The sequence below is a fragment of the Nitrospirota bacterium genome (assembly GCA_015233895.1).
Lineage (GTDB): Bacteria > Nitrospirota > Thermodesulfovibrionia > Thermodesulfovibrionales > Magnetobacteriaceae > Magnetomonas.
The window spans coordinates 118,751-139,514 of sequence record JADFXG010000002.1 but is presented as its reverse complement, the minus strand read 5'-3'; the positions used below and the strand labels follow the sequence as shown (position 1 = coordinate 139,514).

The following is a 20,764-nucleotide window of genomic DNA, read 5'->3' as shown; positions in this document are numbered from 1 at the left end:
TAGGGGCGACCGGCTGGCGCCCTTGTGTTGTTTGTGTGTCTGTTGGTAAAGATTTTTAACCGGCGTTCCGCCGCTTAAAAAGTCTCACTGCGAGCTCTGCCCGCAAAACTGATGTTCAGATTAAAAGATTTATAAAGATACTCTGTTTTAGTTAATATGTAATTGGACTCTCAAGTGATAAAGTCGGGCAAACACGTGGTAATTTTTTACTTGACATAATTTTATTTTTTGTTTAGAATCCACCAGAAGCTGTAGCAGGAAGACGATATAGTTAGTCGCCTTAAAAACTGTACCTTAAAGTGACGTAATAGGAGGCTTGGGTTGGTGCTATTGGGACATTGAGCGGGGTGAGGACAGAGAATTTGTACCCAATCTATACTCAACCGGATGTTATGTTCCTAATATCTTAAAACCCCGAGCCTATAGTTGTACAATAGTGATATTGTTCGTTGATAGGTGGCCTGGAGCATAGAGCTGCAGTTGCTGTGATGTGAAAAGGATTTGTCCGGTTCATGGTGAAGCAATGGCAATAGAAAAATAGGAGTTGAAATATGCCAAAAGAACACTACATGTTTGCATTTTATGCTTTTTTGATAGTCGTAGTATTTTTGATAGTTAAATTAATATTTAGGTCATTCTTAAGAATAAAAAAAGTTCCTGTTCCAAACTATAAGAAGACTTATATAATTTGTTTAATTGTTGGTTTTATTTTATTTTTTCTATTTATACGGTATCCACGCGGTTCAGTAACATCACATGATGGCGACGTTACGTCCTCTTGTGGTTTTCCATTTATTTGGTCTATAAGAGTAGACCAAGGGCCATGGAGACCTGGTGAAGAGGGATACCGCCCTGATGGGGAGATGGAACTTTTAGGCGGTTTAAGTGATGGTTTAACTGGTCTTACAGATGGACTCATAGGTTTTTTCATTCCTCAAATCTTTGTATTTTATCACTTGGTTAAATCATATTTAAGGTACATCAAGGCAAACAAACTCCAATGAACAATTATATGAAGGATTTGGAGACTATTGGGAAACATTAATTATTTATACATGCTCGTCCGGATGTCCTGCTATCTGAAACTATAAACACTTTAAGTTCCTAAGTCCAGATATTTTTGCTAAGGACTCTGGTTATTGACAAAGTTAATTAATTGGCATTCCTGACAGGCTATAATAGTACTTATCCAACTTTGTACAGTTGACATGACACTATATAAAATACAGTATTTTTGTTTTAAAGTTTGCTATAATTAGTAGAAGAGAATTTTTAATAGTTGAGGCATAAAGATGAAAATATATACGGCTGTTATTGAAAGATGCCCTGATACGGGTTTATATGTTGGGTATATACCTGGTTTTCCCGGGGCACACTCACAGGCTGAAACCTTGGATGCATTGAATTATAACTTAAAAGAAGTAATCGAAATGTTGCTTGAGGACGGCGAACCTGTAATGGTATCTGAATATGTTGGTACGCAAAACGTAGTAGTAGCCTAATTTGTGAGCAGATTCCCTGCCTTAAAACCTCAGAAGGTTACAAACATTCTTGAGAGAATGGGCTTTAAAGAAGTTAGGCAACGCGGCTCTCATAAACAATTTCGTCATTCAGATGGCCGTTGTACGACTGTACCATTTCACAAAGGATACGATGTTTCGCCTGTGTTATTACAAAAAATAGCAAAAGACATAGGACTGACTGTTGAAGAAACATTAAAATACTTATAAACCTTGCACCCTCGATATTAAGGGAGTTTAAGAAAATGCCGGTAACTATTGACATAACAAAAGATGTGCTTTATTTGGATGGTCTGGAGAAGGGTTTACTTGAAGGTGAACAGAAAGGACTGCTTGAAGGTGAACGGAGAGGGCTGCTTGAAGGTATAGAGTTAGGACTTGAACTCAAACATGGTTTTGCAGGGCTTGAGCTTATGAATATAGTAAGAGCTATAAATACTTTAGATAAATTAGAGGAGTTCAAAAATCTTATCAAAACAGCCGGTTCCGTAAATGAATTGAAGGAGTTTTTGACAAAGAATGTATAACCCGCAAAGAGATTATGTAAAAAATCTTGACAACCACTATAATGTTGCTGTGTAAAACAACTATTGCAAATAAGGGTGGGCAGTGTTTACCAAAACATTGTTTAGATTTACAGACCAATCATTGTTGTAAACCCTGTCTGCCATTTCAAGTATTGCGGCAAATGATACTTTTTCTATAAGGTTGCCAATAGAATCGGAATATCCCCAATACTCTGCATACTGCCAATCGGAGGGCTCAGTGTTTGCGTCTTTGTCAGGCAAAGAGGAGGAATCCAGAGAGGAATCCATCAGTAGCACATAGGAACTATCCGGGTTTAATCTAACCCACAGACCTGCTGTTTTATGGAATCCATCATAAGCCTGATGTATATGTGGTTTGTCATTTGCTACTTGTCTGTGGTCGTGGCTGCAAAAAACAAGCATTATTTTAGTTTCTAAATTATACGAAGCAATTAGCGAATAATTACTAACAACTGAACGAAAAGACCATATTTGTTTTGCTTCATCCGGTGTGGCTACATCCGATGGCCATTGGCGATTAGAGAACACGTTTTTATAGAGAGCATTTGTTAAGTCCATGGAATATGTACGTTTTCCATAAATAGTAGGGAAATCGCCTCTAAGAACAAAAGGATTAGAACTCTTAGAGTTAAAGCATGGACGTCCCTCGGGGTAAAGATTAACGTTTACACACCAGCCTATGGTTGAGTAATCAGGAGTTATACCACTTGAACGATAATTGTCCGGATAACTATAATATGGATTATATTGCGCAATGCTATCGGCATCATAATAGCCTGTTTCAAGATCATATAATTTATCCTCGGTAGGAGATTCCATTAAGACAAGATATGCTAATTTTTGTACATCGGATCCATATTGAGCTAAAAGATTGGTGGCTTCCATTCCCGGTTGTGAATAAGCATATATACCCACATCGTTTAGAAGGAGAGTAACCGGCAGGATGTCTTCTATATAGTTGCCGTCAGTATTTTTACTTAGGCCCATAATAAAACGAACAATATCTCTCATAGCTTTAATAGAGTTTTGGCCACCATAATCAAAATTGCCGTCACTTTTAATATAGGTATTGCTTACAAGTGCCTGTTGACCTGGCCATAAGAACTCAACTGCAATAAAGCCCAAGCTATTAATATTTGAATTGTCTGAAAAACTAATAGTTCCCGCAACCACAGGGGCTGTATAGATAATAGCAGGAGCGCCGTCCGTATAACGGGTAGTTGAAGGGTAGGTAATTCTTATTGCTAGATTGCCAATGCTTTCATCATATATATATGTATAAATTGATGTGCCTGTGGCTGCCATCGTATTATCAGTAGCTTCGCTGTAACTATTTAAGCCTCCAATTACAACAAAAAACAACACATACAACGAGATGAAGAGGAATCTCACACTGTTAGTGTTGTTATTTTCTCTTATAAGCAAATTAAAGAAATCATTATCTCCTCATCCGACAGTAGCCGATTTGTTTTTCATTTCTACTCCACCACTATTGTAAGTTAGCACTAAAGCACAATCTTTGTCAAGATTTTATTACGTTCAATTAAGTTCTATGTAAACCGGTACTTGTCCAACACTTACCGATACACTCCCTCCCTGGAAGTTATGAGTTTCTGAACTAAAGGCACTATTATAGCTAGCTACATTAGCTCCGTTTAGATACGGGGGTACGGCTTTCGTTACCTTAGCCGTACTGTAACCGGTCTCAGATATGGTCACATATTTACTGTTTCCGGAGTCATTCCAGGCTATGTAGAGAGGTTTATTGTTTCTGAGAACCCTGTACACGTAGATGTCGTTATCTTGTAAAACCTCTTCAGAAGTGGACCAGTCACAGCCATCAAGAGTTTCCACCATTTTCTTGTATGCGTAGTAGGCAAGTTTTTTGACTCCCACGCCCATGTCATTTGTACCCACTCCGTCGTAAATGACCCCTGTGTGATCGAAGTAACTGTCGGTATTTTTAAAACCCTCGATTATACCGAAGGCTACAAACACCTTTTTTATCCCGATAGAAAGAGCATAAACATAGCGCTTTACATAGTCAGCAGCCTGTTGAGTTTCTGTCTGAGAATAATCCTCGTCAGAGGGTTTGCCGCTATAGGAGCCAAGCTCAGTAATCCATATAGGCGCAGAGGTAAAGCCGGCATCATCGAGTGTTTGCCGTATACTGTTATAGACATCTTTTATGCCTTTATAGTCACCGGTTGCGTTACCATACCAGTGGAAGTCAAAGGCATCCACGTAGTTTCCGTTAAGTTCGGTTATAAAGGGTTTGTAGTTTTTCTCGAAATCTTGCAGATACGTATCTGCCGGAGGAGTGCCGGGTACACCCCCCATAAGTACCGTACAGTCTGAGCAGGCTGCCTTGATAGCATTATACGTTATTTTCTGCAGGGTGGCGAAACCATCTGCGATTTCTAAACTTGGTTCGTTGTCCACCTGCCAATATTTTACAGGGTTTTTGAGTCCAGGCATATCGTCTGTACCATCACCGTCATAACGCTCCACTACTGCCTTTACGAAGGCCACATATGAGGATGTGTCTGTGGGTATGTAAGAACCAGTTTTTGTATATCCGCTTGAGGTGAGGTCATGTGCAGTTATGTTTCCAAGAATGTTTATTCCTTTAGGGACGGCACCAAACTGTTTGTCGAGGAGGGTGAAATCATATTGTTTGACTGAAAGCTTTTGTTGAACTACAGACCAATATGCGTACACGGTCTCACGCGTCCATTTCAGGCCAAGATCGTTTGCTGCGTCAAAGGCTCCTTTAGTATATCCACTTTTGTAAACACTTGCGGGGTGAAACCCAAAGGGGCTTGCAATGGTGCTGTTGTCCGCACATTCCGTAACAGTAGTGTACGAAAGTGTTATAACAACTGCAAGAACCACTATATATTTAAATATCTCTTTCATGTTGACCTCCTTTATTGCTGGCTTTTTTCTCGTTTTTTATTAAACAAGCATTTTTTTGTAATTATTATATTTTAACATTGAAAGAGAAATTTTTTAATTAATTTTAGCATGGAGGACGTAAAATTTACAGACCCGCATGAACAGTGGTTTTTTTCATTTTTAATACTCCACTGCTATGCGCTGTGGTAACATTGAATACCCTTTTTTAAAGTTGGTTTGGGGGGTTATTTGGAATAGTTATTTCTTTTTGTACACATTAAGGCCAACCTTCACCGTTTCTGCTCCGTCAACACTCTGGTTACCCTCAGTTGAGCCTATAATAATGGTTTTGCCTGAGGAGGATAAACCAAATTCTTTTGATATATCAACCTTTATTGTTAAAATATTGCCTGAAAGTGACATTTCCACATTTTTCATTTTCTATTTTCCTTACACTATTTTAAGATAACTCGCGCACCCAAAGGATGCACACTGCCTAACTTCTGAGAGACCCTCCGGTTTCTTCTAATAAAAAGCTGACGACACGTCCATGCAGATCATCTATCTCCGTATCCACAAGGGTTCTTTCAGCCGATCTGTACACAATATGACAGGCAATGCTCTTTTTCCCTTCACCCACTGATTTTCCGGTATAAACATCGAAAATTTCCACCGACTCGATTAAATCGATGTTGTGCGTGTTTTTGTAAGCCTCGATTGACTCATATATTTTTTCAGGTCTGGTAACCGAGTTAACCACTATAGCCACATCCCGCACTATCGAAGGGTACTTTGGAAATGGCCTGTATCTCAACGGCAATTGACCTACATTAAAAATCTCATTAAGAGATAACTCAACAACTCCAACTGCGGAATTTCGCATCTTTAAACCAAGTTTGTGCATAACCTCAGGGCTAAGGAGACCAATATACCCGATAGGGATAGGTATCGCATCATTTTTTCTTTTAATCACAATCCTACCAGAGTTCGTAGCGGAAAGAAAAGGCTGCTCAGAAAGTGTCAGCCCAATATCATGCTCATATGACAACAATATCCCATCTTCAGTGTCCCTCTCGTCTGCTGGCCAAAGAGATTCTTTTATCGCATCTACAATCCCCTTTAATTTATAAAATATTGGTGTATCATCCGACCATAATTTCTTAGCTGCTCCAATATAGGAAACCATTGAGAGCTTAAAACTCTCCTTTGGAAGCACGTTTCCATCGTTTATGAACACTGTGCCGGCCTCGTATAGATGTATATCATTTTGCCTGAAGTTAAAATTTAATTTAAGGTTTTCAATGAGCGCAGGCAGTAAGAAAGTCCTCAGCACCGACTGCTCTTTGCTAAGCGGATTTAGCACCTCAACCACTTTTCGTCTTTCATCCCAATCCGGTATTAAAAAAGTATCCAGCGTATCCAGTGGCATGAAACTATAGTTTATCGTTTCTGTAAATCCGGCCTGTCTGAGCTGGTTTCTTAGCGGTCTCAATAATATTTCTTTATGCTTGCTTACCTTAGCACTGACAACGGCACGCGGCATCACAGAGGGTATATTGTTGTAACCGTGAATTCTTGCTATTTCCTCTATAAGGTCGGCCTCAAGTTCAATGTCAGTTCTATGCGAGGGAACTGATACAGAGAAGACTCCGTTATTGCCTGAGACGATAAATCCAAGACGTTCCAAAATACCCCGTATCGTATCATCGGAAATATTCACACCAAGCAGTCTTTTAACGTTTTTGCTTTTCAGCGCTACATTAACAGGTTCGTACCTGTGTGGGTAAACATCTGTGGTAGTCATTGCAGAGCCTCCGCAAAGCTCAAGTATAAGCTCAGCAGCCCTGTCTATCGCCCTAACTGTGCCGCCAATATCGGTTGCTCTTTCAAACCGAAAAGAAGACTCCGAACGAAGCCCAAGTGTTTTTGATGTTTTACGTACAGATTCAGGTAAAAACCAGGCGCTCTCAAGAAATATATCTGTCGTTTCATTAGTTACCTCAGAGCCTTCACATCCCATCACACCGGCGATTGCAACTGCGCCCTCACCGTCCCAAATTAACAGGCTGTCGCCTGTAACAGTTCTCTCTGTCCCGTCAAGCACACGTACTTTAACCGCCCCGCCTGCTCTTTTTACCCGTATGGTGTTTCCACGCAGTTTGCGTAAATCAAAGGCGTGAAGCGGTTGCCCCAATTCAAACAAGACATAATTTGTGATGTCCACAATGTTGTTGATTGCACGCACTCCCACAGCTTCAAGCCGTTTTATCAACCAATCGGGAGATTTCGTAACTTTTACCCCGCGTAGTATTTTCCCCGAGTACCGCATGCACAAATCAGTGTCAGTTATCTCAACCGATATTTCTTCTGATGTTTGTATAACGCTGTTGTCTTTGTCGTTTAATTTTAGTGGTTTTCCCGTTATTGCCGAAAGATCCCTGGCTAACCCCAACACACTAAGACAATCCCCCCTGTTTGGAGTTATGTTTACCTCAAATACTGAGTCGTGTCCCTCTCCATAAACAGCCTCCACCTCAAGCCCTGCCATAGTAAGCATAGCAGAGACTTTGTCAGGAGGCTCAGTTATTTCGATAAAATCCGCTAACCATTCAAACGGTAATAGCATAAGTTAAAATTGCCTCAGAAATCTCAAATCACCCTCATAAAAAAGCCGTATATCATCAATCCCGTACCTTAAGCTGGCTATTCTTTCTATCCCAAGCCCAAAAGCAAACCCGGAATATACCTCTGTGTCAATCCCTGCCTTATTAAACACCCTTGGGTCAACCATTCCTGCCCCCAGTATCTCTATCCACCCTGAGTTCTTACACACCCTGCAGCCAGAGCCCTTACAGGCAAAACAACACAAATCAACCTCCGCCGATGGCTCTGTAAATGGGAAAAAACTCGGTCTGAAACGCACCGGCACATCGGGCCCAAACACGATGTGCAAAAAAGCCTCAAGCACTGCCTTTAAATTAGCAAACGTTATTCCCTCATCCACCATAAGTCCCTCCACCTGATGAAAAATTGGTGTATGCGATGTGTCGGAATCACAACGATAGACTTTTCCGGGGGCTATAAACATAAGGGGCGGTTTCTTTTTTTCCATGACACGAATCTGAACCGGTGAAGTATGAGTTCTTAGCACAACGTTTGATTCCAAGCTTGAGGTTGCGGCAGTATGCCCCAGCGGTTTTATATAAAACGTATCTTGCATATCCCTTGCCGGATGGTTTTGAGGAATGTTGAGCGCTTCAAAGTTATAGTAGTCGGTTTCCACCTCGGGGCCATCTTCAACGGCAAACCCCATTGAAACAAAAATATCTATGATTTCATTAAGTATAATTTTTACCGGATGCCTGCCGCCTGGCTTTATGTAAGCTCCGGGAAGCGTTAAATCAACGTAGCTGCGAGTGTCCTTTTTGGAAAGGGCGGTCTCTTTTTCCTTTACCTGTGTCTCGATAAAGTCTTTGATTTCATTAACTGCTTTACCGAGTGCCGCCCGCTGCTCTTTGGGCGCAGCTGACATCTCTTTGAGTTTCTGAGTGACTACACCCTTTTTGCCGGTATATTTTGAGCGGAGTGCCTGTAACTCCACCGTGTTTGACACACTGTGGAGCTCACTGAGAAATGAATTTCTTAATTCAAGGTAATCCACGCACCTATGCTAAGTTGGCCTTTACAGATTCTGCTATCTCGTTAAAACGGGCTATGTCGTTAAGTGCAAGGTCTGCAAGGACTTTTCTGTCAAGCTCGATGTTAGCCTTTTTTAAGCCGGCTATGAACTTGCTGTAGGTAAGCCCTATTGCTCTTACGGCTGCGTTTATTCTGATTATCCAAAGAGCTCTGAATTCCCGTTTTTTCAATTTCCTGTCTGTGTAGGCATGTGTAAGGGCGTGATCTACCGCCTCGCAGGCCACTCTGTATAGCTTACTTCTGCCGCCATAGTAACCGCGTGCCTTATCCAGCAGCTTCTTTCTTCTGCGTCTTGTCTTAAATCCACCTTTTGCTCTGGGCATTTATACCCCTCCTGACTTCATTTGAATTTCTATTTACACGATTTATAATAAAAAAAAACTATAAATACGGTATCATTCTCGCTGTGTTCTTATGCTGAGTGCTGTCCACTATGGCGGACTTTTTCAACTTGCGAGTACGATTTGCAGGTTTTCCAGTCATCAGATGGCTCTTATAGGCCTTGTTTCTCTTTATCTTACCTGTGCCAGTCTTACTGAACCGTTTAGCTGCACCCCTGTGAGTCTTCATCTTTGGCATTTCTATGCCCTCCTGATATAGTAAAAAACTTTCCTAACGAAGGATTGTAACACACTTCTTATTTTTTTACAAGCTAAAAAACTCAAAAATTTGTTACCGTTAAAAATGTTTTTTTCTAATTATTATAGCCATAAACAGCAATTAAAGTTTTATGCTAAACAAACCGATAAGGTTTATTAGCTAACTAGTCCGTAAATAAGCAAGAAATTGTATTAAAGGAGGGTCTGATGTCTGTTAACAGTATAGGTGGTGGGATGCCACGTGTAACGTCAGGAGCAAGCAGTAAGGTGAAGTCTCAAGCTCAAAATGTTCAGAGTAAGAGCACACAGCAAAGTGCGCCCAAAAGTGCAACAACACCTGCACAGACATTAGCAAAAAGCCTTAGCTTATTGGACACCCTGGGTAAGAACACTGCTGAAAATGGGAAAAGCGGAAAATCCATTGATATTTATGCCTAATGATTATTTGTCTGCCCCCTTTGGGGGCAGACAAATAATCAATATTACACATATCTAAAGCGATATCAGTTCAGGCAGCATCTTTCCAGTTACTCCATTGTCATCAACCCATACATGGGGTAATCCCATGTCTGAAAGCCACTGAATACCCTCCTTTTCTTTCAACATTGCAATTGTTGAGACACTACCAGCTATAAGGCATTGCGGAGCCAGCACACTTACAGAGGATAACCCGAATACAGGCCAGCCAGTGAGCGGGTTTAGGATATGGCAATATCGTTTGCCATCTACATCCATATATCTCTCATAGTTGCCGCTGGTTGCCAAAGAGCCGCTTATTACATCTACTGTAGTTATTGCTGTGTCGGGCGTTTCAGGATTGCGTATTTCTATGTGCCATGGTTTATCGTCAGGGATTGGGCCAATAACGGTAATATCACCTCCTAAGTCAACCAGTCCGTGTTTGATCCCTTGTTCTTTACACAAATCGGCTGCCCTGTCCGATGCGTACTCTTTGCAGATTCCACCAAAGTCCATTTCCATCCCTGGAATTGTAAATGTGAGGCGTGGAGATTCCCATATAATTTTTTCCAAACCTATCAGAGGTAAAAGCTCATCTATTGATTGTTGATTTGGCAGTGAGGAACGTGAAAAATCCCATGCCCTGCGCAAAACTCCGGATGTGATGTCAAACAATCCGCCGCTTTTTAGATAACAGGAATACGCATAATCAAGTATTGCAGCAGTCTCCTCATCAACCTTAACAGAGGCACCAACCTCGGCAGCACGGTTAATTTTAGATAAAACACTGTCAGAACGGTATCTTGAGTATCGAGCCTCTATTCTTCTGGCCTCAGATATGGCATATTGGGCGGCTTTATTAGCTCGGTTCTGAGTGCTATAGATAAAAAGTGTGCACGATGTGCCCATAGCAGTAAAAGGAAAGGTGAAAAGTTTAAGTGTTCTCAGTTTTTGCATTTGTTCATTAACCCGGATTACACAAGCAGAGTTATAATTATGATACACGAAACGGTATTTCTGTTCAAGCCATTGATGTTACATCTTAAAATTTTTTTCTTGACAAAGCCTTAATTATATGCTAAGATAGCTCACTGCGAAATATAATTTAAAATCTGTATTGGGGTACAGATTTTCGTCCAATAAGCAAGGGGGTAAAATGAAAAGGATAAGAATTTTGCTATCTATAGTCTTATGTATTGTTTCGATGCTTTTAATTTTTGAGATTAGTGTGGAGGCAGCATCATATAAGGCATCATGGTATGGGAAAAGACACAACGGCAGGAAAACTGCATCCGGCCAGGTTTTCCAAAAGAACAAACGCACTGCAGCACACAAAACACTTCCCTTTGGAACACTCGTAAGGGTAACAAACATCGCAAATGGTAAGTCAACAGTGGTCGTTATTAACGACAGGGGCCCCAGGGGCAGGAAAAAGGAAATAGACTTATCATATATCGCAGCAAAGGACATTGGTCTTGACAGAATGGGTATAGCCCGTGTAAGCCTTGAAGTTGTTTTATCAGACGGTTCGTATATAGACTTAGCTGACCTTACAAAAAGACATATGCTCGCTCTTGCTGATATGACACGTTATGACTATGGTTTGCCCGCTGATAATGGGATTGCTGACGATTCAGGCATTGAAATTCAACAACAAATGCCGGACACTCTTATGCGTGAGACTGAAGGGGTTGAAACAGAAAAAATTGCAGTTGACTGATTTTCTGATTGAGAAAAAAGATTCCTGACCACAGATGGGAATGGATAATCTAACACCATAATCTGTATCCATCCAAGTTAATCTGTGGTTTATTATTTCATTTCAGTTTATTTTTTTGGTGTGTTCGTACCACGATTTACTTGGTTTCGGGAATCCGCACAGTGTGTATATGTTGTCTGAGATTTTTTGTGCTGTAAAGGGTTTAAGCACAACACTATGGCACATATGGGTTCTTATCAGCTCTATTATCTGCTCCTGTGCTATATCGCCTGAGTCAATAAGCAATAATTTTACATTTTCAAATTTCTTGCGTATTTCCGGGAGTGAATCCGTTATAAGCGTTTCGTTTATCTTAGTTTCTAATATGGCCATACAACATTCCTGCTGCATGGAAAAGACCTGCATTAATTGAGCAACATCCTTTACATACCGGATATCAACTATCTTTTCAAAGCCTTTTAAGGAAAAACTCATCATAGGCATAGTACCCTTATTAACTAACAAGGCTATCGTTTTCATCCTCACTCCTTTTTTTTAGTATAATCAGTTTATCTTATGAGTATTGCTTTTTTCAAATTTATGCCGCAAAACCTCAATAACAGCAGGCATTACAGATAAGATTATTATAACAAATATAACGATTGTAAAATTTCTCTTAACAACAGAGATGTTTCCAAAAAAATATCCTCCGGAAATAAAAAGAGAAATCCACAGCAAACCTCCTAAGAGACTAAATGAGATGAATTTACTGTAGCGCATCTTGCCGATGCCTGCAACAAATGGAGCAAATGTTCTGATTATTGGAACAAAACGGGCGATGACAATAGTTTTTGTGCCGTATTTTTCGTAAAATTTCTGGGTTCGCTCAAGATGCCTTTTATTAAGAATAATTGAGTCCTCCTTGCTGAATACCTTTGGGCCCAGAAATCGGCCTATCCAATAGTTGGTATTATCCCCTATGATGGCTGCCAAAAAAAGAGTACCGGCTAATTTTATGGGACTCAAAGTGCCAAGGGCTGATATGGCGCCAGTTGCAAAAAGCAACGAATCCCCCGGCAGAAACGGAGTAACAACAAGCCCTGTTTCACAAAACACAATAGTAAACAACACGGCATACGTCCACTGCCCATACACGGCAGTTAAATCAGTAAGATGCTTATCGAGGTGCATCAGCATGTCAAGCGCTTTTAAAAGATATTCCATAATCAGCGGCTTTATGATAACATTAAGTTATCTTATTTAGCGAAGATTTTTTTATACTGTAGGTAAAATAAACAATTAAACCCAAAATCAGCCAGATGACCAGTCTGTACCATGTTCCTGAAGGCAGAGCTGCCATAAGATAGAGACAAGAAATCATACCTCCTACAGGTATAACCGGTCCCCACGGAACCCTGAATATGCGTTTTATTTCAGGGCGGGTGTATTTAAGTATCAGTACGCCTGCGCAGACAATGAAAAACGCCAGCAGAGTGCCTATGCTGACAAGCTCACTAACTATATCTATCGGCAACAGGGTGGAGGCTAAAGAGGCGGCAACACCCACTACTATGGTTGACACGTGCGGGGTTCTGTATCTTTTATGAATAAGTGAAAACATCGGAGGAAGCAGGTTGTCCTTAGACATTGCGTAAAAAATCCTGGTCTGTCCTAAGATAAGAACAAGGATAACAGAGGTAAGTCCTGCAATTGCACCTATCTTGATGAGTGTGGCCAGAAACGTAAGCCCCATAGCGTCAGTGGCAGTTGCAATGGGAGCAGGTCCGCCTAATTTTGAATAATGCACGATACCTGTCAAAATGAGTGAGACTGATATGTATAGTAAGGTGCAAATAGCAAGGCTGCCTAATATACCCACTGGTAGTGATTTTTGAGGATTTTTAGCCTCAGATGCCGCAGTGGAAACACTGTCAAAGCCGATATAGGCAAAGAAAACAAGCCCAGCCGCCCTGAGTATGCCGCTCATTCCAAACGAACCGAATGTCCCCGTGTTTGGTGGTATAAACGGATGCCAGAGCTCCGGTTTTATGTAAAAAAGGCCAGTTGTTATAAACACAAGTAAGATAGCAACCTTTATTACCACAATAGCAGTGTTGGCTCGTGATGAGGCTCTTATGCCGGTAATCAGCAGGATGGTTACTATAAATATAATGGTAAAGGCAGGTAAATTAAAGATATTTCCGGTTAAATGCCAACTATGCAGCGTGGCATCATAAGAAATGAGAGGTCCGCTTAGTTTTTTGGGAAAAGTGATATCTAAGTCTTTCAGGAAACTGACAACGTAACCTGACCAGCCTATGGCTACTGTGGTAGCACCGAGGAAGTATTCAAGGATGAGGTCCCAGCCAATTATCCACGCTATAAATTCGCCCATAGAGGCATAGGCATACGTGTAAGCGCTCCCTGCAACCGGTATCATAGAGGCAAGCTCTGCATAACAAAACCCTGCAAAACCACAGGCCACAAGCGCAAGCAAAAAAGACAGCGTCACAGCAGGCCCTGCATACTGGGCTGCGGCATTACCTGTCAACACAAAAATGCCTGCCCCTACAATTCCACCCACACCGAGTGAAACCAACTCAAAGGTACTCAGCGCTCTTTTGAGCCCAGTGGACTCATCGAATGCCCCTGATAAAAGCGAATTTATGTCTTTTTTTAAAAGTAGCCGTTTAATCATTTTCTTATCGCATTCTAAAGTAAAATTTAATATTAAAAGTTAAACTGAGCTATGTTAGCATATTTAGCAGAAAAAAGTTAGATAACAAATGCTGCCCATAGTAGTAACTGTGAGAAAATCAAAGCTGCAATTTAATTTGACAATAAAAACAAAAAACATGTAAACTTTCGTGGGCAGCCCTCTTAGCTCAGTAGGATAGAGCACAGGATTCCTAATCCTGGGGTCGTGAGTTCGAATCTCGCAGAGGGCACCAGCTATTACCTTTTAATTAGCCATTCTATAAAGATTCTCTGAGGAGTTTTTAAAAAGGGCTGTTGACCATTGTTGACTATAGAAATTACCCTTTAGCCACTCCGATAGGGAATTGTCAAGGGTGATGACAGGAAATTTTTAGCGTGATATAGAAGTTATGACAGTAATAACGATTCCAAGGCCTTTAAGAGAGAAATTAGGCGATGAGGGCACTGATGCTTTTGTTGAGGTGATTAATAAAATTGATACAGAAGCAAAAAAGGGGCTTGCGACAAAAGAAGATATATCAAATCTTGAAATCAAAATAGAATCTGTAAAAGCAGAGATAGAAAAATCCAAATCTGAAACATTAAGATGGTTGTTTATATTTTGGGCAAGCCAAATAGGAATTATCTTCGCTCTTTTTAAGTTTTTTAAGTAATCCCCTCTAAATAGTCTTTTAATTCTTTGCTAATCAAAACAACATCCTCATCCTGAATCATGAGAAATAGACGTGCAGGTTAACTCGCTTATTCCTCCCTGCCTTACCCCCGAATTGTTGGATAGCCCCATAATCCAGAGGCGTGCCGATTTCTACTTTGTTGTCTGATTACTCCTTGTTATTTCCAGCTCCTTCAGTAGGTATGGATATATTATATGCTCCTTGTCCTTTCGACTTAGTTTTCTTTTAGGGTATATAGCCTCCAGTCCCATTAAGCAAATTAGCCTTGCTACACGCTTATGGTTTATACTATGGCCACAACGCTTTAAGAATACCGTCATACGTCGTACTCCATAAAATGGCCTCTCTGTGTATTGTTTGTCTATAATATTCATCAGCATAACGTTATAAGCAGAGTTACCCCTTGATTTATAATAATAACTTGACCGTGGCAAACCCAACAACTCACACTTTAACAGCCCCTTTCTTTACACACATTATCAGAAAGTGATAATATGTTTTATTAATATTGTAAACGCTAAGCAAAACGAGGGCAGGTGATTTGCGTATCAGTCTTATGGGAGGACAAATGAGTACAAAAAAACATGATTTATCAGTGTATATTTCATCAACTTCTAATGACTTGAAGAGATATCGTGCTGAGCTGATAGACGCACTGGAGAAGATGGAAACCAGACTGGTCTGTATGGAAAAATATGTAGCGGCGAGCAAATCTCCTATTGAGCAATGTCTTGAGGATGTAAGTAACTGCGACATTTACGTTGGGATCTTTGGAAGGTGTTACGGTGACATTCCTGAAGGTTATTACAAATCATTTACTGAACTCGAATACAGGAAAGCAATCGATTTAAAGATTCCAACGTTGATATTCACGCTCGACGAAAATGTCTGCTTGCCTGACGAATACTGCGGTGACGCACAAGATGAATCGCGCATCAACGAATTGAGAAGTAAACTCAAGCTCGTCACAACGTGTAACTTTTTTACTGATCCCCAAGATCTTGCAATTAAGGTAATGACTGCGGTTGGTAAGTATCAAAGGCCACCAGATGGTCAGCAAAAGGAGGAACAGGGACTATGAGTGCCGAATCATCTTATTTAAAAAAGGTGTATGTCTCATCAACTATTGATGATTTGAAAAAACATCGTGCTGCGGTAATTAAGGAACTGGAAAAGATCCAAACCGATCCTATATTCATGGAAAATTATGTATCGGATGACAAACGGCCTGTTGATAAATGTCTTGCTGATGTAAGCAGATGCGATATCTATGTTGGAATATTTGCATGGCGTTACGGTTTCATTCCTCCCGGTTATGGCAAATCAATAACTGAACTCGAATACAGGAAAGCAGCAGATGCAGGTAAATCAACACTAATTTTTTTGCTTGACGAAAAAAAGGACTGGCATCACAGACACTTTGGTGACGCACAAGATCAATTGCGCATCAACGCATTGAGAAATGAATTCAAGCTCGAAAAATCACTTAAATTTTTTACTACTCCCAAAGATCTTGCAAATAAAGTAATTTATGCGATTGATAAACTTCCACCAAAGCCACCAGAAGCTCCGAAAGTAGACAAGTGTGATCCAATCCCTCCACTCCCGAAATCAGACAAGTGTGATCGAATCCCTATACTACTCCCGCAGCTTAGCGGGTTGTTTAAAGATCGTGAAGATAAGCTGGGCACGATCTTGCACTGCCTTCGTAGCGATGACAATCGACTTGTTGTGATCATAGCTCCGGGAGGCTATGGCAAGACAGAACTGGTCACAAGGGTGCTCAATGAGATAGCGCCCAGAACCAGCATAGAAGCCGATGACGTCCATGGGATATTGTACATTAAATGCGCTAAGGAGGAAAAGAATATCCTGGGTAAAATATTTGACGGGGCCGGCGAAATAGCAGGGAAAAAGGATGAATTTGAGGACGCTTACGCAAGCAAGATGACATCTACCGGAAAACTGCAGTTTTTTTTCAAAGAGCTTAGCAAAGTTGGTACTGTATGGCTCGTTATGGACAACTTCGAAGACCTGCTTGACACCGATGATAGCATAAAGGATGCCGAAGTTCGTGATTTTCTGGAAGCCGCAGCAGCTATAAAGCATAACGTCAGGTTGATCGTTACCAGCCGGGCAATACCAAAGTTTAATGGAAGCCAGAAAATCAAATCGATAGACCTCGAAGGACTGCCGGAGGATTATGCGATAGACTATCTAAAGGAGGAAGGTGCCAAATGCGGCCTTGATGACGAGGACGAAGAGGTGCTGCGGGCTTTTGTGAAGCGAGTCCATTGCATTCCCGCGGCTCTAGTATCAATGATTGGATACCTTCGCGCCCATTATCCTGGTAGAAAGCTAGTCAATATTCTTAAAGATGACAATTTGTTTCTGGAGTTTGACTTTCATGATCGTAATGTCGAAAAGGGACTTAAAAAACTTATTTCGCAACAGATCGAGGGCTTATCTCAAGATGCCCGCCTTGCTTTATCGGCATTATCAATATTTTCGAAATCAACACCGCTGGAGGCTATTAACTACCTACTCCCTCATATAAAAGAACAAGATTTAACGGCTATATTGGCGCGTCTTATTTGGAACTGCCTCATAATCCTTGACAATGACTATTATGACATGCAACCGGTTATAAGGTCATGTGTCTATGAGAGGATCCCTGAGAGTGAAACATCGGATAATGGTAAAGGCAAGGATGAAAAAGCCGTCTTGCCTACCCGTTCGTGGTTTCATCAAAAGGCGGCAGAGTTCTTCAGGGAAAAGCAGCTAAAACCTGAAGAGTGGGGAACAATCAATGACCTTGAGCCCCAATTGCAGGAGATTGACCATCTGATGCGCGCCGGGCAATATGAAAAGGCAGAAAGCGTGTTAGATAGCATAGATTACAAATACCTGCAACGCTGGGGATATCATGAAACTGTGATCGCAAAGCGCGAACAACTTATCGGAAAATTAAAAGACATATATCTTAATATAGTGAACCTCAGCTATCTTAGTTTAGTATATATGGATATAGGCAGGAAGTATAAGTCTCTCTTGTGTTTGGAACAAGCACTCAAGATCGTAAACGACAACAATAAAGGTGCTATTTGTGCAAACTTTCTTTACTTTGGCACTGCCTATGCGAATCTCGGCGAAACATACAGGGCAATTGAATACTTTGAACAGGCTTTATCTATAGCCAGAGAGGATGGTGGCAGTTGCCATGAAAGATGGTGGCTTGGCAGTCTTGGCAGTGCTTATTTTAATAAAGGTGAAACACAAAAGGCATTTGACTACTATGAGCAGGCTTTAACTCTAGCCAGAGAGATTGAGGACAAGCGCCTTAAAGGATACCAGCTTGGCAGTCTTGGCAGTGCTTGTTTTAAGAAAGGCGATCCACGCAAGGCAACTGAATACTATGAGCAGGCCTTAGCTCTAGCCAGAGAGATTGGGGAGATGAAATTTGAAGGAACACTGCTTGGTAACTTTGGTGATGCTTATTCGGTTCTCGGCGAAACACGCAAGGCAATTGACTACTATGAGCAGGCTTTAGCGATAGCTAGAGAGATTAAGGAAAGGAGCGTTGAAGGATGGTGGCTTGATAGACTTGGCATTGTCTATTCAAATCTCGGCGAAACACGCAAGGCAATTGACTACTATGAGCAGGCTTTGTCAATAGCCAGAGAGGCTGGGTACAAGCGTGGTGAAGTAGAGACTCTTGGTAACATTGGCTATGTCTGCTTTATAGAAGAGGATTTTAATAAATCAGTCGAATATTTTTTGCAAGCGCTTGAGATCGCAAAAAACGTTGAGGATTATGTGCAAATCTCATATGTTCTTTTAAATCTTGCATATGCCTTTCATTACCACTCCAACCTGAGTGATGCTGAACAATATTACCGTGAGTCTTTGAAATTAGAGTACCCCCTTGATAACTGTCAAAGTGCTGTTCTATTAGGTTTACTTTTGCTCGAAAAAGGCAAGTCCGCAGATGCCGAAGATTCCATAAAGCGCGGAATCTCTATTTGCCGGGAGATTCTGGAAAAGACGCCGGATCTCTTTAAACAGCTCTATAAACTTGCTCTGGCATTGCTTGCAAGCGGAGATAGCCAGGCGTCTCTTGAGACCTATCGTAAGGCACTTACAATATGTTCAGCAAAAGGCGTCGTTAAACTGGCTCTTATTGACCTGAACCTGCTTGAGCGTGCTGCTCCGAATATAGAAGGACTTGCCAATGCACGACAGATGCTTACGGATGCTCAGACATAGAAATCCATATGCCATATATGTTAAGAATCCTAAAAATTGCGGTTAGAAATCAAGACAATGGTGCGTTTCCATAAGGAAAAAGCCCAAAATCGACCATGCTTTTCTGTATGTCGAAGCGCTTCATTCTATCCCTCGCTTAAATGAGATTCTTGACGGGGACTTTGTTGCCTCTGCTGACGCAGGGTTCTACCCAAATTCGCCCGGCGGGGGGTCGATGGGGATGTTCAGGTCCTCCAACAGCAGATTTTCATTGGTCAGTTTCTGTTGGCCGATGCTGAAGTGCTCTGGCTCGCCCGTCTCGGAGTCGAACACCTCCATCTCGAAGGGCGCGATCTTGATGTCAGTCCGGAACAGCGCATTTTTGAAGACTACCGTGGCCGTGAGCGTGAAGAGGTTGTCGCGCCCGATGCCCTTGTAGGTCAGCTGCATCAGGTTTTTGGCGACGTCGTCTTTTTCCTTGGTGCTGGCGTTGTTCAGCCACACGACATCCTCCGGTTTCTCCACAATGATGAAACGTCCGAGCTGGCCGCGCACGAAATGAAAAAAGAACCTCGCATATGGAGCGACGGTATCGCGGTCGAGCTTAATCGGAGCTATTTCGTTCACGTAGTAGATCGGTGGGTTCGTCCAGTTCATTCGGTGGAAGTCGCCCGGCTTGTAGAGCGCGTAGCGAGTGTTGGGATGTGGCAGTGTCGTGTCCGATATGGCGTAGCACTTGAACTCTTCGTAGAATGGCAGCTCGGCGACCTGCACGGTCGTCACGTCCTCGGGCAACGTTACAGGCTCAATGTCCTTCGCTATGGCGGCCAGAAGAAGCTTCCGCGTGTCGTTGTCGTCGAGCGGCTTGAACTCAAGATGAGCATTATCAGACATAATTTTTACCTCCTCTATTATAATGTAACAATATCTTGCAATGTGGTGCGTATCCAGTGAAACTGCCCATCTGTTACGGTGATGTCGATCACCTGAGAAAGCATTTCGAGTCTGGACAGTGCTATCATACATATACTGGTCGGCTTGGGTCAACTGATTTTTTTATCAATCCTAAATCCGTAAATCCTTATCTTTTAACCAATCCTTTTCTTTTATGCCGCATTGTCATAGCGACCTATGTTGATGTATCTACACTCCCCACACCTTTTATGTCTTTTAAGGTTTGCGCAGACACATGGGTGTTTTTAACATTTCGGACTGGGACAGATATTTATAAAGGCTTTGTGTTACAGTATGTTAAATGATGAATTTAGGTGAAATAACTGTACAAGAAGGTGGATGAATTATTGTAACCCATGGTTAAGATACAACCAACCGATATAGAGATTAAAACAAGCGAGTATGCATCTATCACCAAATTGAGTGGTGAATTTGAAGCCATGCTGTGGGAATATATAGCCAGAACCTTCAAGGTTAATGATGCTGAGGTTAAATTTAAAGAAGCCTATAACCTACGAACTGTAACAGCGTTGGTAGCACTGCAGAGATACGCTTTAAAAAGCCTGGAGCAATGGTACATCAAGAATAAAGTAGAAGAGTTAAAAGATATAAATGCTGCGGACACACCCTACAATGAGAAATAAAACATGACTTTTATCATTATGACAAACATGGAAGTGTTGCTGAAGAGAAAGATAAATTAAACAGATATTGGTTTTGCAGTATAAGAGTGTTGATATGGTATTAAGTA

Annotated in this window: 23 protein-coding genes and 1 tRNA gene; 11 read left to right on the top strand and 13 right to left on the bottom strand. The window is 41.4% G+C overall.

Going from position 1 to position 20,764, the window contains the following annotated elements; genetic code table 11:
* The first annotated feature begins 551 nt into the window (after positions 1-551).
* From HQK88_02800 to HQK88_02785, 4 genes are all read left to right on the top strand, one after another.
* Positions 552-1,004: a hypothetical protein gene (locus HQK88_02800; protein ID MBF0615727.1), complete on the top strand. Its 453-nt coding sequence runs from the start codon at positions 552-554 to the stop codon at positions 1,002-1,004.
* Positions 1,005-1,292: 288 nt separating this feature from the next.
* Positions 1,293-1,502 (top strand): type II toxin-antitoxin system HicB family antitoxin, encoded by a 210-nt coding sequence (locus tag HQK88_02795; GenBank protein ID MBF0615726.1) that lies wholly within the window; start codon positions 1,293-1,295, stop codon positions 1,500-1,502.
* A 3-nt stretch (positions 1,503-1,505) separates the two neighbouring features.
* Positions 1,506-1,730: a type II toxin-antitoxin system HicA family toxin gene (locus tag HQK88_02790; GenBank protein ID MBF0615725.1), complete on the top strand. Its 225-nt coding sequence runs from the start codon at positions 1,506-1,508 to the stop codon at positions 1,728-1,730.
* A 35-nt stretch (positions 1,731-1,765) separates the two neighbouring features.
* Positions 1,766-2,047 carry a hypothetical protein gene (locus HQK88_02785; GenBank protein ID MBF0615724.1) on the top strand — a complete coding sequence of 94 codons (282 nt, stop codon included), beginning with the start codon at positions 1,766-1,768 and terminating at the stop codon, positions 2,045-2,047.
* Between the two features lie 60 nt (positions 2,048-2,107).
* Here HQK88_02785 and HQK88_02780 read toward each other — a convergent pair whose 3' ends face one another.
* The 7 genes from HQK88_02780 to rpmI all read right to left on the bottom strand — a co-directional run bounded on the left by HQK88_02780 (position 2,108) and on the right by rpmI (position 9,244).
* Positions 2,108-3,493: a hypothetical protein gene (locus HQK88_02780; GenBank protein MBF0615723.1), complete on the bottom strand. Its 1,386-nt coding sequence runs from the start codon at positions 3,491-3,493 to the stop codon at positions 2,108-2,110.
* Between the two features lie 114 nt (positions 3,494-3,607).
* Positions 3,608-4,987: a hypothetical protein gene (locus HQK88_02775; protein MBF0615722.1), complete on the bottom strand. Its 1,380-nt coding sequence runs from the start codon at positions 4,985-4,987 to the stop codon at positions 3,608-3,610.
* A gap of 237 nt (positions 4,988-5,224) precedes the next feature.
* The gene (locus tag HQK88_02770; GenBank protein MBF0615721.1) at positions 5,225-5,404 is read right to left on the bottom strand and encodes a hypothetical protein; all 180 of its coding nucleotides are present in this window, start codon (positions 5,402-5,404) and stop codon (positions 5,225-5,227) included.
* A gap of 58 nt (positions 5,405-5,462) precedes the next feature.
* On the bottom strand, positions 5,463-7,592 hold the full coding sequence (locus HQK88_02765; GenBank protein MBF0615720.1) for a phenylalanine--tRNA ligase subunit beta: 2,130 nt from the start codon (positions 7,590-7,592) through the stop codon (positions 5,463-5,465).
* A 3-nt stretch (positions 7,593-7,595) separates the two neighbouring features.
* Positions 7,596-8,627 (bottom strand): phenylalanine--tRNA ligase subunit alpha, encoded by a 1,032-nt coding sequence (gene pheS / locus HQK88_02760; GenBank protein ID MBF0615719.1) that lies wholly within the window; start codon positions 8,625-8,627, stop codon positions 7,596-7,598.
* A 4-nt stretch (positions 8,628-8,631) separates the two neighbouring features.
* Positions 8,632-8,988 carry a 50S ribosomal protein L20 gene (gene rplT / locus HQK88_02755; protein MBF0615718.1) on the bottom strand — a complete coding sequence of 119 codons (357 nt, stop codon included), beginning with the start codon at positions 8,986-8,988 and terminating at the stop codon, positions 8,632-8,634.
* Positions 8,989-9,046: 58 nt separating this feature from the next.
* Entirely contained in the window at positions 9,047-9,244 is a 198-nt protein-coding gene (rpmI, locus tag HQK88_02750; GenBank protein ID MBF0615717.1) for a 50S ribosomal protein L35, read from the bottom strand.
* 227 nt (positions 9,245-9,471) lie between these two features.
* Between rpmI and HQK88_02745 the strand changes: the two genes are divergently transcribed.
* On the top strand, positions 9,472-9,702 hold the full coding sequence (locus tag HQK88_02745; protein ID MBF0615716.1) for a hypothetical protein: 231 nt from the start codon (positions 9,472-9,474) through the stop codon (positions 9,700-9,702).
* A 54-nt stretch (positions 9,703-9,756) separates the two neighbouring features.
* On the opposite strand, the gene HQK88_02740 is transcribed toward HQK88_02745, so the two are convergent.
* Positions 9,757-10,680, bottom strand: coding sequence for an FAD:protein FMN transferase (locus HQK88_02740; GenBank protein ID MBF0615715.1), 924 nt, complete (start codon positions 10,678-10,680; stop codon positions 9,757-9,759).
* A gap of 199 nt (positions 10,681-10,879) precedes the next feature.
* Between HQK88_02740 and HQK88_02735 the strand changes: the two genes are divergently transcribed.
* Positions 10,880-11,443: a septal ring lytic transglycosylase RlpA family protein gene (locus HQK88_02735; protein ID MBF0615714.1), complete on the top strand. Its 564-nt coding sequence runs from the start codon at positions 10,880-10,882 to the stop codon at positions 11,441-11,443.
* 102 nt (positions 11,444-11,545) lie between these two features.
* On the opposite strand, the gene HQK88_02730 is transcribed toward HQK88_02735, so the two are convergent.
* Genes HQK88_02730 through HQK88_02720 form a run of 3 tightly spaced genes read right to left on the bottom strand, consistent with a single transcriptional unit; the run spans position 11,546 to position 14,120 of the window.
* On the bottom strand, positions 11,546-11,962 hold the full coding sequence (locus HQK88_02730) for a hypothetical protein (protein MBF0615713.1): 417 nt from the start codon (positions 11,960-11,962) through the stop codon (positions 11,546-11,548).
* A 24-nt stretch (positions 11,963-11,986) separates the two neighbouring features.
* On the bottom strand, positions 11,987-12,646 hold the full coding sequence (locus HQK88_02725) for a DedA family protein (GenBank protein ID MBF0615712.1): 660 nt from the start codon (positions 12,644-12,646) through the stop codon (positions 11,987-11,989).
* Between the two features lie 22 nt (positions 12,647-12,668).
* Positions 12,669-14,120: an amino acid permease gene (locus HQK88_02720; protein MBF0615711.1), complete on the bottom strand. Its 1,452-nt coding sequence runs from the start codon at positions 14,118-14,120 to the stop codon at positions 12,669-12,671.
* Positions 14,121-14,296: 176 nt separating this feature from the next.
* Between HQK88_02720 and HQK88_02715 the strand changes: the two genes are divergently transcribed.
* Positions 14,297-14,373 (top strand) — tRNA-Arg (locus HQK88_02715).
* A gap of 156 nt (positions 14,374-14,529) precedes the next feature.
* Complete coding sequence (locus HQK88_02710) at positions 14,530-14,793, top strand: hypothetical protein (protein ID MBF0615710.1); 264 nt, start codon at positions 14,530-14,532, stop codon at positions 14,791-14,793.
* Positions 14,794-14,945: 152 nt separating this feature from the next.
* Here the strand turns inward: HQK88_02710 and HQK88_02705 are convergent, their stop codons facing one another.
* Positions 14,946-15,248 (bottom strand): transposase, encoded by a 303-nt coding sequence (locus HQK88_02705; protein MBF0615709.1) that lies wholly within the window; start codon positions 15,246-15,248, stop codon positions 14,946-14,948.
* A gap of 134 nt (positions 15,249-15,382) precedes the next feature.
* On the opposite strand from HQK88_02705, the gene HQK88_02700 reads away from it, so the two are divergent.
* Both HQK88_02700 and HQK88_02695 read left to right on the top strand, forming a co-directional pair.
* Positions 15,383-15,895: a DUF4062 domain-containing protein gene (locus HQK88_02700; protein MBF0615708.1), complete on the top strand. Its 513-nt coding sequence runs from the start codon at positions 15,383-15,385 to the stop codon at positions 15,893-15,895.
* Complete coding sequence (locus HQK88_02695; protein ID MBF0615707.1) at positions 15,892-19,080, top strand: tetratricopeptide repeat protein; 3,189 nt, start codon at positions 15,892-15,894, stop codon at positions 19,078-19,080. The genes HQK88_02700 and HQK88_02695 overlap by 4 nt, the downstream gene beginning before the upstream one ends.
* Before the next feature lie 186 nt (positions 19,081-19,266).
* Here HQK88_02695 and HQK88_02690 read toward each other — a convergent pair whose 3' ends face one another.
* Positions 19,267-19,953, bottom strand: coding sequence for a hypothetical protein (locus HQK88_02690; GenBank protein ID MBF0615706.1), 687 nt, complete (start codon positions 19,951-19,953; stop codon positions 19,267-19,269).
* A gap of 416 nt (positions 19,954-20,369) precedes the next feature.
* Between HQK88_02690 and HQK88_02685 the strand changes: the two genes are divergently transcribed.
* Positions 20,370-20,657: a hypothetical protein gene (locus HQK88_02685; protein ID MBF0615705.1), complete on the top strand. Its 288-nt coding sequence runs from the start codon at positions 20,370-20,372 to the stop codon at positions 20,655-20,657.
* Positions 20,658-20,764: the final 107 nt, after the last annotated feature.